Raw genomic sequence first — 10,962 nt, 5'->3', positions numbered from 1 at the left:
GTTTTAATCTATGAAAAACACGACAGTCCTGAAAAATCAATCTGAAAAGGCTATTTTGGTAACAAAAGGAAAGCCATCCTTCCTAAAGCGATTTCTTAGAGAATTTAATCGAGGGAAATATGTTTACCTGATGCTGGTGCCAGTAGTCTTATATTATTTGATCTTTCACTACTGGCCAATGATCGGGATCGTCATTGCCTTTCAGGATTATATTCCTGGTGTCGGATTCTTTGAGAGCTCCTGGGTAGGATTGAAACATTTTACAGAGTTTTTTAACAGTTATTATTTTTGGCGTTTAATTAAGAATACTTTTCTGATAAATTTCTGGCTTCTTATCTTTGGTTTTCCTGCACCAATCATCCTTGCATTACTGTTGAACGAGGTTCGCAACCGCATATTTAAGAGAAGTGTCCAAACCATCACTTATATCCCACACTTTATTTCTTTAGTAGTAGTCGTCGGGATCATAAAGGACTTTACTGCAACGGACGGTATGATAAACCAATTACGTGATTTAATGGGTGCAGGATCCATTCCTTTTTTGCAGTTTCCAGAATATTTTAGAACTATTTATGTATCGAGTGAAGTGTGGCAGACAATCGGCTGGAGTTCTATCATTTATTTTGCTGCCCTCTCGAATGTAAACCCTAATCTTTATGAAGCAGCCGAAATAGATGGCGCAGGAAGGTTCCGAAAAATGTGGCATATTACACTCCCTGCTATCAGGCCGACCATTGTGATCATCTTAATTTTAACTCTTGGTAATTTACTGAGTACCGGGTTTGAAAAGATCCTCTTACTCTATCAGCCTCTGACATATGAAACAGCAGATGTAATCTCGACCTATGTTTATCGAAAAGGGATTGAACATTCCGCATTTAGCTTCGCAACAGCAGTTGGATTATTTAATACGATGGTTAATTTTACACTGCTCATTATTGCAAACGCTATAAGCCGACGAATTTCAGACAACAGTTTGTGGTAAGAAGGAGGTGTTGTTATGCAACATAGCAAAACAACTGGAGATAAAATTTTTGATTCATCTGTGTATATATTGCTCACCATTCTGATGGTATTAAGCATTTACCCGATTTACTATATTTTAGTCGCTTCCCTTAGCTCTGTTTCAGAAATAGCAAAGCATGGTTCCCTTATGCTAATACCACAGGGATTTACAATCGATTCCTATATCGCGGTCTTTCAAAACGAGCTAATTTTAAAAGGATTTCGAAATTCCGTATTTTACGTAGTCCTCGGCACCACCATTAACATCGTACTGACTACTCTTGCCGCCTATGCGCTTTCGCGTAAATGGCTGATGGGAAGAAAAATATTAATGTTCAGCATTGTTTTCACGATGTTTTTTACAGGTGGCCTGATCCCAAACTATATGATTGTTCAACAGTTAGGAATGTATAACACTATATGGGCTTTGCTATTACCAGGGGCAATGTCTGCCTGGAATCTAATATTAATGCGTACTTATTTCATGGGCCTGCCGAATAGCCTTGAGGAATCGGCGAGAATCGACGGAGCCAACGATTTCCAGATTTTATTGAGGATTATTCTTCCTTTATCAAAACCGATCATTGCGGTTATGGTTTTATTTTATGCGGTTGGACACTGGAACTCCTGGTTTGCAGCTTCCATTTACCTGCAAAACCGTGAGTTATACCCACTTCAACTAATATTGCGCGAAATTTTAATCCAGGGAAGGGTATCTGACTTTGGAGGCGATACCGCCAACGTCACTCATCAAGTAGCTAAAAACTTAAAATACGCCACAATTATTGTTAGTACAATTCCTATCTTAGTGGTTTATCCATTTATACAAAAATACTTTGTAAAGGGGGTTATGCTAGGCTCTTTAAAAGAATAAATGGTTTAGCTTTCTATTCAACTAAATTTTAAGGGGGAAAAGGAATGAACTCATTTAAAAAGTTGGTCGCAATTCTCATGGTGTTTGCTCTTACCTTTGCTGTAACAGCTTGTAGTGAAGAAACTAGTGAACAGGGTGATGCAAAATCAAAGGATAACTCCGACTTTAGTATCTGGACATGGCTTGGGGCAGTGGAAGTCTGGGGTGGAAAAAGCTATAACGAAGTAATGGTTTATGATAAGCTGGAAGATCGAACAGGGGTGAAAATTAAATATGTTCATCCAACAGGAGACGCAACTGAATCCTTCAATCTCATGATGACTTCGGGAAATATGGAAGATGCGATCTGGTATCGCTGGAGTCCAGAAAGGGCTATCCAATATTACGAAGCGGGTAGAATATTAGATATCTATCCGCTTGTAAAAGAAAATGCTCCAAATCTGATGAAACTCCTTGATGAAAATCCCGATCTAAAAAAGCAGCTCGTTGATCCTGAAGGCAGAATGTTCTATATGCCATGGATTACAATGGATAAGTTCCTGAATTTAAGCGAAGGTATGGTGTTACGTGAAGATTGGCTGCAGAAAGCGGGTAAAGGTGTACCTAAAACAAACGAGGAACTTTATGAAGTTCTAAAGGCAATGAAAGAGAAAAATGTCTCAGGAGACAAGAAGTTCGTCGGTCTTACCGGATATGCACCGCAAATATATAAATTGTTCTATGGATTCGGTGTTGCGGATGACTGGTACCTGGAAGGAAACAAAGTAACGTATGGCCCTGCCACTGATAAATACAAGAAAGCCTTAAAATGGTTCAATAAATTATACGAAGAAGGACTGCTTGACAAAGATTACTTAACGAATGACGGAGATATTTATGATAAAAAATTAGTAGATGGACAGAGCGCAGGCTTTATTGATAACAGTGATTCCATGGCACGTATCATGAAGATGGCCGAAGAAGCAGGGAACCCATTTAAGTTCACTCCCATCCCATATTTAGAATATAATGGGAAGCCTACTTCATTGAACTCAACTGCCAAACGGATCGCCCAGCCTTATGGTCTTGGAATTTCTGCTAAAACGGAAAACCCAGAAAAATTAATCGAATACCTTGACTATGGATTTTCTAAAGAAGGACAGGAGTTCTTTAACTGGGGAATCGAGGGAGAAACTTTTAAAGAAAAAGAAGGAGAAAAAGTTTTCACGGATAAAATAATGAATGACAAAGAAAATGTCCCTGGACTTGCCATGACGAAGTATGTAAACCCATGGTGGATTACGGTATCAAGTGTAGAAGCATCAAAAGCGGTTTTAAACGATCTCGGAAAAGAAGCCAGGGAAACATGGGCTGATGTTGATGTTTCTATGGCATTTGAACCAATCCTATGGATGACAAATGAAGAAAATGAAACCGTACAGAGTACTTCTACCGATGTCCAGACATTTAAAGACGAAATGAGAGACGCATTTATTACAGGTCAAAAAGACATCGATGCAGAATGGGATCAGTACGTAGAAACGTTAGAATCAATGGGAATTAATGATGTTAAAAAAGCAAAGCAATCTGCATATGACCGTTATCAAAATCAATAACAAACAAAAGGAGCTGACGAAAAGGGTCAGCTCCTTTGTTTGTTACCTACTAACAGAAGTGGATCTCGCTTTCGCAGCTTTCTCAAATGTTCGGTCACAAATTTTATAGATAAGATACATCGTATAACTTCCTATAAAAATGATGGCCAATGGAAAATAATAATAAATGGTTCCAGAACTTATAATTACTAAAATCACTAACAGAAGATTCAAAGGACTGAGCAGGGCTAGAAAAAACGAATTTCTTACATGTCCTATTATACTGTGATTGTAATTAACCATTACCGGAAAAAGATAAACTGTAATAATGCCTACTATGCTAGCTAACAGAAGCATGAATAATTTAATTAAGATGGAACTGTCAAAAATAGAAAGATTCAGATACAGACCTATTATAAAAAAGCTCCAGAATAAGCCTATTATAAAACTCTGGCGAAAGTTTGCTTTAAATAGAGAAAAGTAAGTAACAAATAACGGGGGCTCTTCTCCTCTATTCCAGCGTCTCACTACCCCGCACATCGCTACGGTTGCCGGGAAAATAGTTACAATAGGTACACATAGAATAATCCATATCATATTGAGAATAACAAAGTCAGAAACCTTCATTGCAACGTTAAACAATTTACCATCATAGATGTTCACATTAACATCCCCTGTATTAAATAGTTTCTATGTATAAGTATTCGCTATGAAAATTGCTTTCCCTTCATTTTAAGGTTTTTCCCCCAACATCATTCAATAATAAAGGTTACAAGATTCATTTTAAACAAACGTTTGATCAATTGGAAAATTTACTCTGGTTAAAATAGAACAAAGGCATCAATCAAACATTTGATTGATGCCTTTGTTCGCTTCTGTTTCAATCCTTAAACCTAATCACTGTTCCTTCATTTATAGTCGGGAAGTTATCCGGGCTGGCGAAAACTGCGCCAGGTAATATATCTTCGTTGTTTTCTTGAAAATAAATTGAAATATGGCCTAATTCTTTAAAGTTGTCGTTTGCCTTGTTCCCAACGGCTGTGATCGTAAATACTTCATCACCAAACTCTATTTTACCGCCAACTTTTAATGGCTCATCCGTTAAATCCTCAAATTCATGAATAACAGACATTTCTCTCAATTCCTTTGGCGCCTGCGGACCAAAAAGAATAACAATTTTATCATTTTTAAAGGTAGGCACTAATGCCCCAATTTCTTTTACAATCGTTGTTGACATTTAAAGTCCTCCATCTTCTTCTATTATTAATACATCCCAAAGCTTGCAAAGTACGCGATGACTACTGCCGCAACCCCTGTGATCAGGCGGCTGTAGAGCACGGCAGGCACCCCGTACTGGATCGTTTCCGGCTTCGCTTCTCCCAGCGACAACCCGACCGGGATAAAGTCGCATCCCACCTGGCCGTTGATCGCAAACAGGGCAGGCAACGCGAACTGCGGCGGGATGTTCCCGAGCGCGATCTGGCTTCCGATCAGCACCCCGATGACCTGGGCGATGACGGCTCCAGGACCAAGGATCGGCGACAGGAACGGCAGTGTACAAATGACGACGATCACGATCAAGCCCCATAATGAGCTCGCGAGTGGTGACATCGTATTCGCGATGACATCGCCGATTCCCGTGTAGTTGATGATCCCGATCAGCATACTGACGAACGCCATGAACGGGATGATGTTCTTGATCAACATATCCACCGAGTCACGCCCCGCCTGGTAAAGCGTTCCGGTAACTTTTCCGATCCCTCGGGAGAACCGCATCAGCCAGTTATCACTGTTATCGAGCTGTTCGCTCTTCACCCGCTGGTATTCTTCCTGGAATTTATCTTTATCCGTCGTATCGAATGTCGGATCCAGTTCTTCCTGTGCCCCCGCACTTTCCTCTGCCCCTTCAGCGGCCGAAACTTCGTTTGGCGTAACACCGGATACGAAGATATCTTCTGTGATATGCTTGGCGAGCGGGCCGGATGGAGAAGAACCGAGAATATCGACGGTCGGAATCCGCTTCATCGGATATAGCCCGATTCTCGCCGTACCGCCGCAGTCGATGACCACACACATCGTTTCTTCTTCCGGTACCGAGTTCTTAAAGCCATCGACCGCTTCTGTTCCGGTCAGTTCCGCTATCTTTCGGGCAACAGGATGAATCCCGCCTCCTGTGATCGAGACGACCTTCGTCTTCTTCCCGCTCGGTTCGATATGAAGGCCTGTTCCCCAGCCTCCCGGTCCTTTTGAGACAAATACTGCACGATGTGCCATCTTAGTTTCCCCCTTCTAACACGCTTGCGTCGTTTCGCTTCGCCAGGTATTTCGTGATCAGCTCGGTTACGATTCCGCGAAGCAGGATGATGACGATTCCGACGAGGAAGTAACGGACCGCGAGCTCTGAGATCGAATACCCCGCTTCTTTGATCCCGTTTGCGATGCCAAGATACACGAACAACTCACCTGCGTTAGCGTAAGGAAACAGCGATGTGACCGGATGGACGAAGGATACCGCCGAATCGTAGAATGCCGGCTTCTGCTTTTCCGGCAAGAAGCGACCGAAGGTGTATGCCATCGGGTTCGTTAGAATCAATACGGCAAGGATCGGCATTACCGTGTAGCGAAGCAGCATGTACTTGGAAGCGAACTGAATCGCCCGGTTCACCCGTTCCTCCCCGATAAACTTCATGATTGCGTATGTGAATGTCAGCAACACGACAAGCGTCGGGACGATTCCCGTCACCAGACCCATGAACACTTCTCCGCCTGCGTTGAACATGCCGATAAAGTGTTCGCCAAACCATTGAATCCATTCCATAACTCTCTTACACCCCTTTTTCTAAGCAGTCGTCATATTCTTTTTTGAAACTGATAGCAGGGCATTTTCCGAAGCCATTGTGAGCGCCGCATTCATAGCAGGAACTTTTTTCTTTTTCCCCTTTTTTGAATCGTCGGTGACATGAACTCGATTTAAAAGTTCTCCTACATGGATACCCTGATATTCTTCTACTTGTTTAAATTTTGATAGGACAGATAATCCTCCAAGCGTATGGCATTCTCGTACGACATAGTTCTGATCCACAATGATGACAGCGATTGCACCTGGCCGAAACTTTCGTCTATCCATTCCAGAGAACATATAATAGCCTTCTTTATTCTTGTAATCGCTAACAATCTTATCCATGCTTTTACGATAGTATCGAATTTGCAAAAGGGACAACAAAAACTGCACGATAAGCACAGCACTCAATATAAATGCAAACTTCATCTAAAGACCCCCTTTAAAATTAAAGGACTAGTATTGTAAAAAGTTATAACAATATTTTAACCCTTTAGACGAGTGTTGGAAATAAGTTATCTTGAAGAGAACGTAATTTCCAAACAGTAGTAGAAGGATCAAGTTCTACATCATCTACCGACAAAAATTGGCCTAATTTAATGTCTTTCTTGGCTACAACATTCCCGCTGATCAGCCCGATCGGAATGTGGGCGTTTTGTTTCATTTCCTTGTGGGTTTCAAGCACACCACGGACAGCAAAACCACCAATTCCATCGAGTCTTTCTCCAGCTTTAACATCCCGTTTGGCAACAGCCACTGTCTCAGATACTGGTGCACCGATCGGATGAATAGAGGACTCCTGCTGAAGTACTGCTTTAGCAATCGTAATTGGTGTCTCAAGGCTTGCAAGGTGATATGGACGATAAAAAGTGTAGTGAGGACCTTTGCCGACTTTCAAGTAACGAAGCTCTTCATCTACTGGCTCAAGATCACTCTTCACAATGACAAATACGCCTGGTGCTAAACCGTGTACATATTCAACTACTCCGTATTTCCCTAAGACGCCGCCTTTATCCTTTGTATCTAGCTTATCGGCAACATTCTGAACATTTGCTTCAACACCGTGCATTCCCACTTTATCAGGTACCAATCCGGTTGCGTTGCTCAGTAAGTTCATTTCGGCCATTGTTTTCGTTCCATCTTGAAATGCTGCAAGCATATGGGCACTCATATGTTTTTGTTTTGCTTCCGCTGCGCAAGTATCAGGATTTGACTCTGGTATAAATGGGTTGTTCTTTCCTTTTCCTGCAACTAAAACTTCCATGCCCATTGTTTTAGCAAATTCGTACAGTTCTAAAGTTGCTGCAGGCTCATCTCCGGCAGATCCTGTATAAACTAACCCTGCGTTCGTAAACATTTGATGCATAACTGATCCGATCGTTATATCAACTTCTACGTTTAATAGGACGAGGTGTTTTTTGGAGCGTAACGCTTCTAAAGCAATGTTCGCACCTACTTCAGGTACACCGGTTGCATCTACGATTACTTCAACATCATTCGATTGGATTACTTTTCGCATGTCATCAGATATTACCATTGATTCTTTACGATCTACTTTTGATTGATAATAATCCCCAGCTCTGTTGGCAGCTTCCACATTCACATCGCAAATGCCTCTCACTGCCATACCTGGAATCCGTGAAATTTGGGCGATCATACCGAATCCCATTTGCCCTGCTCCGATGACTCCTACTTTTATTGGATTATTTTCTGTTTCACGTTGTTGCAATTGTTTGTAGATAGACATATATAATATTCCTCCCCACTATTTTAAACGCTTACATTTTCCGGCCATAAAAATTAGCCACTTCACTTTTCATATTGATTCTTGGAACATATGCCACAACTATTATCATTTGTTACTAACTAGTGTAAATTAAAATAAAAATTGTGTCAATGTTGAATTTTCTAAAAACGGGCGATAAAAAAGGAATTGACTCAAAAGCAAAGTGTCGGACACCTATGAGTCAATCCCTTTTAATCATTTTATTCAGTTAAGGCAATGCCTGTAGCTTCATCTGTGATAAGGACATCCACAAGCTCTCCTTTTAGAGCAGCTTTGATCGCTTGCACTTTCTCACTTCCTGATGCCACACCGATCACTAGAGGTATTTTTTTTAGTTTCACAAGATCAAGTGCCATTACCCGTTCATTCCAGGGAGAGTTTGTAGCATTTCCATCTTTATCAATAAAGTTATAACAAATGTCTCCTACAACTTCCTGGGCTTTAAATAAGTCTTCCTTTTCTGTTCCCAAATAAGACTTAACCATCGTGGAATGTTCCGGCGTGCCCCCAATTCCTACAATTGCAATATCCGAGTTTTCAGCCATTCTAAAAACCTTCTGGATAGACGGCTGTCGCATCATGACCTCTTTCGCCTCTTTACTATCGACGATAACTGGTACATGAAGCAACTCATAATTGGACTTTAGTTCCTCGCCAAACCTGGCTACAAGATAATTAGAATGAATATCTACCCGTTCATTTCCTACACCGCCAACTAACGGTACAAAGGTAACGGACGGAAACTCCTGGTTTGTTGAAACTGCTTTCGAAACCTCATTTAACGTTGTACCTGAAGAAATTCCAACAATCTGGTTTTCTTTAATCACTCTCAATAAATACTGGCTTGCAGCATTTCCGAGCCTTATTTTTGATGATTCGTATTCCACACTATCTATACAGATGACTTCTCTTAGTCCATATTGCTGTTCGATCTTGCTCTCCAACTTGCGGTACTTTTGGTCATCATCTTCATGGATGATGATTTCAACAATACCCTGGTCCCTTGCTTTTGCAAGATATTTTGAAATCAATGAACGGCTTACACCTATCTTTGCAGCGATCTGTGACTGTGTAGCTCTCTCTTCATAATACATATGTGCGATTTTCACCAATAACCTTCTATCTTCGAGAATAGCCATTGAAAATCTCCTTTTCCAGTTATGCTCTTGTTCTATTTTGTACAAAGTTTATTATAGGACATTCCTTAAGGAGCTTTACAATTTGCTAAACTTTGAAAATAGGTAGCATAATGATTTTTAAGAATATATTAGAAATTTAAGGGAAGTTAGTTAGACTATTTATATCATAACTTGAAAAAGAAATTCTGAAAAGAGAGCGTTTTCTTTTCATATTAGTACATGCCAAAGCTGGCAAAATAAGCGATAACAACTGCCGCAACCCCTGTGATCAGGCGGCTGTAGAGCACGGCAGGCACCCCGTACTGGATCGTTTCCGGCTTCGCTTCTCCCAGCGACAACCCGACCGGGATAAAGTCGCATCCCACCTGGCCGTTGATCGCAAACAGGGCAGGCAACGCGAACTGCGGCGGGATGTTCCCGAGCGCGATCTGGCTTCCGATCAGCACCCCGATGACCTGGGCGATGACGGCTCCAGGGCCAAGGATCGGCGACAGGAACGGCAGCGTACAAATAACGACGATCACGATCAAGCCCCATAAAGAGCTCGCGAGCGGTGACATCGTATTCGCGATGACATCGCCGATTCCCGTGTAGTTGATGATTCCGATCAGCATACTGACGAACGCCATGAACGGGATGATGTTCTTGATCAGCATGTCCACCGAGTCACGCCCCGCCTGGTAAAGCGTTCCGGTAACTTTTCCGATCCCTCGGGAGAACCGCATCAGCCAGTTATCACTGTTATCGAGCTGTTCGCTCTTCACCCGCTGGTATTCTTCCTGGAATTTATCTTTATCCGTCGTATCGAATGTCGGATCCAGTTCTTCCTGTGCCCCCGCACTTTCCTCTGCCCCTTCAGCGGCCGAAACTTCGTTTGGCGTAACACCGGATACGAAGATATCTTCTGTGATATGCTTGGCGAGCGGGCCGGATGGAGAAGAACCGAGAATATCGACGGTCGGAATCCGCTTCATCGGATATAGCCCGATTCTCGCCGTACCGCCGCAGTCGATGACCACACACATCGTTTCTTCTTCCGGTACCGAGTTCTTAAAGCCATCGACCGCTTCTGTTCCGGTCAGTTCCGCTATCTTTCGGGCAACAGGATGAATCCCGCCTCCTGTGATCGAGACGACCTTCGTCTTCTTCCCGCTCGGTTCGATATGAAGGCCTGTTCCCCAGCCTCCCGGTCCTTTTGAGACAAATACTGCACGATGTGCCATCTTAGTTTCCCCCTTCTAACACGCTTGCGTCGTTTCGCTTCGCCAGGTATTTCGTGATCAGCTCGGTCACGATTCCGCGAAGCAGGATGATGACGATTCCGACGAGGAAGTAACGGACCGCGAGCTCTGAGATCGAATACCCCGCTTCTTTGATCCCGTTTGCGATGCCAAGATACACGAACAACTCACCTGCGTTAGCGTAAGGAAACAGCGATGTGACCGGATGGACGAAGGATACCGCCGAATCGTAGAATGCCGGCTTCTGCTTTTCCGGCAAGAAGCGACCGAAGGTGTATGCCATCGGGTTCGTTAGAATCAATACGGCAAGGATCGGCATTACCGTGTAGCGAAGCAGCATGTACTTGGAAGCGAACTGAATCGCCCGGTTCACCCGTTCCTCCCCGATAAACTTCATGATTGCGTATGTGAATGTCAGCAACACGACAAGCGTCGGGACGATTCCCGTCACCAGACCCATGAACACTTCTCCGCCTGCGTTGAACATGCCGATAAAGTGTTCAC

The 10,962-nt window shown here is 42.7% G+C and carries 12 protein-coding genes; 3 read left to right on the top strand and 9 right to left on the bottom strand.

Going from position 1 to position 10,962, the window contains the following annotated elements:
- Positions 1-10 precede the first annotated feature (10 nt).
- From FCL54_RS04355 to FCL54_RS04345, 3 genes are read left to right on the top strand one after another with little or no spacing between them, the layout of a single operon-like run.
- Positions 11-985, top strand: coding sequence for an ABC transporter permease (locus FCL54_RS04355; protein ID WP_138123606.1), 975 nt, complete (start codon positions 11-13; stop codon positions 983-985).
- Positions 986-1,000: 15 nt separating this feature from the next.
- Complete coding sequence (locus FCL54_RS04350) at positions 1,001-1,879, top strand: carbohydrate ABC transporter permease (protein WP_138123604.1); 879 nt, start codon at positions 1,001-1,003, stop codon at positions 1,877-1,879.
- 44 nt (positions 1,880-1,923) lie between these two features.
- A complete protein-coding gene (locus FCL54_RS04345) occupies positions 1,924-3,474 on the top strand; it encodes a type 2 periplasmic-binding domain-containing protein (protein WP_138123602.1) in 1,551 nt (516 codons plus the stop codon).
- 42 nt (positions 3,475-3,516) lie between these two features.
- Here FCL54_RS04345 and FCL54_RS04340 read toward each other — a convergent pair whose 3' ends face one another.
- From FCL54_RS04340 to srlA (FCL54_RS04300), 9 genes are all read right to left on the bottom strand, one after another.
- Positions 3,517-4,116 (bottom strand): YesL family protein, encoded by a 600-nt coding sequence (locus tag FCL54_RS04340; protein ID WP_138123600.1) that lies wholly within the window; start codon positions 4,114-4,116, stop codon positions 3,517-3,519.
- A 217-nt stretch (positions 4,117-4,333) separates the two neighbouring features.
- On the bottom strand, positions 4,334-4,690 hold the full coding sequence (locus FCL54_RS04335) for a PTS glucitol/sorbitol transporter subunit IIA (RefSeq protein ID WP_138123598.1): 357 nt from the start codon (positions 4,688-4,690) through the stop codon (positions 4,334-4,336).
- 26 nt (positions 4,691-4,716) lie between these two features.
- Entirely contained in the window at positions 4,717-5,727 is a 1,011-nt protein-coding gene (gene srlE, locus FCL54_RS04330) for a PTS glucitol/sorbitol transporter subunit IIB (RefSeq protein ID WP_138123588.1), read from the bottom strand.
- A 1-nt stretch (position 5,728) separates the two neighbouring features.
- On the bottom strand, positions 5,729-6,271 hold the full coding sequence (gene srlA, locus FCL54_RS04325) for a PTS glucitol/sorbitol transporter subunit IIC (protein WP_138123596.1): 543 nt from the start codon (positions 6,269-6,271) through the stop codon (positions 5,729-5,731).
- A 21-nt stretch (positions 6,272-6,292) separates the two neighbouring features.
- Positions 6,293-6,721 (bottom strand): transcriptional regulator GutM, encoded by a 429-nt coding sequence (locus tag FCL54_RS04320; RefSeq protein ID WP_138123594.1) that lies wholly within the window; start codon positions 6,719-6,721, stop codon positions 6,293-6,295.
- Positions 6,722-6,785: 64 nt separating this feature from the next.
- Positions 6,786-8,039 (bottom strand): NAD(P)H-dependent oxidoreductase, encoded by a 1,254-nt coding sequence (locus FCL54_RS04315; RefSeq protein WP_138123592.1) that lies wholly within the window; start codon positions 8,037-8,039, stop codon positions 6,786-6,788.
- Positions 8,040-8,278: 239 nt separating this feature from the next.
- The gene (locus FCL54_RS04310) at positions 8,279-9,217 is read right to left on the bottom strand and encodes a sugar-binding transcriptional regulator (protein ID WP_138123590.1); all 939 of its coding nucleotides are present in this window, start codon (positions 9,215-9,217) and stop codon (positions 8,279-8,281) included.
- A 212-nt stretch (positions 9,218-9,429) separates the two neighbouring features.
- Positions 9,430-10,440, bottom strand: a complete 1,011-nt coding sequence (gene srlE / locus FCL54_RS04305) for a PTS glucitol/sorbitol transporter subunit IIB (protein ID WP_138123588.1) — start codon at positions 10,438-10,440, stop codon at positions 9,430-9,432.
- A 1-nt stretch (position 10,441) separates the two neighbouring features.
- On the bottom strand, positions 10,442-10,962 hold a 521-nt coding region (gene srlA / locus FCL54_RS04300; RefSeq protein ID WP_138123586.1), incomplete at its 5' end, for a PTS glucitol/sorbitol transporter subunit IIC.

Origin of the sequence: Exobacillus caeni (assembly GCF_005747095.1) — a bacterium.
GTDB classification, from domain to species: domain Bacteria; phylum Bacillota; class Bacilli; order Bacillales; family Guptibacillaceae; genus Exobacillus; species Exobacillus caeni.
Note: the sequence above shows the minus strand (reverse complement) of the source record. Positions and strands in the feature narration are given on the sequence as shown.

Coding starts and splice junctions, on each gene's coding strand:
- FCL54_RS04355 (WP_138123606.1), top strand. CDS start 11: ATGAAAAACACGACAGTCCTGAAAAATCAATCTGAAAAGGCTATTTTG.
- FCL54_RS04350 (WP_138123604.1), top strand. CDS start 1,001: ATGCAACATAGCAAAACAACTGGAGATAAAATTTTTGATTCATCTGTG.
- FCL54_RS04345 (WP_138123602.1), top strand. CDS start 1,924: ATGAACTCATTTAAAAAGTTGGTCGCAATTCTCATGGTGTTTGCTCTT.
- FCL54_RS04335 (WP_138123598.1), bottom strand. CDS start 4,690: ATGTCAACAACGATTGTAAAAGAAATTGGGGCATTAGTGCCTACCTTT.
- srlE (WP_138123588.1), bottom strand. CDS start 5,727: ATGGCACATCGTGCAGTATTTGTCTCAAAAGGACCGGGAGGCTGGGGA.
- srlA (WP_138123596.1), bottom strand. CDS start 6,271: ATGGAATGGATTCAATGGTTTGGCGAACACTTTATCGGCATGTTCAAC.
- FCL54_RS04320 (WP_138123594.1), bottom strand. CDS start 6,721: ATGAAGTTTGCATTTATATTGAGTGCTGTGCTTATCGTGCAGTTTTTG.
- FCL54_RS04315 (WP_138123592.1), bottom strand. CDS start 8,039: ATGTCTATCTACAAACAATTGCAACAACGTGAAACAGAAAATAATCCA.
- FCL54_RS04310 (WP_138123590.1), bottom strand. CDS start 9,217: ATGGCTATTCTCGAAGATAGAAGGTTATTGGTGAAAATCGCACATATG.
- srlE (WP_138123588.1), bottom strand. CDS start 10,440: ATGGCACATCGTGCAGTATTTGTCTCAAAAGGACCGGGAGGCTGGGGA.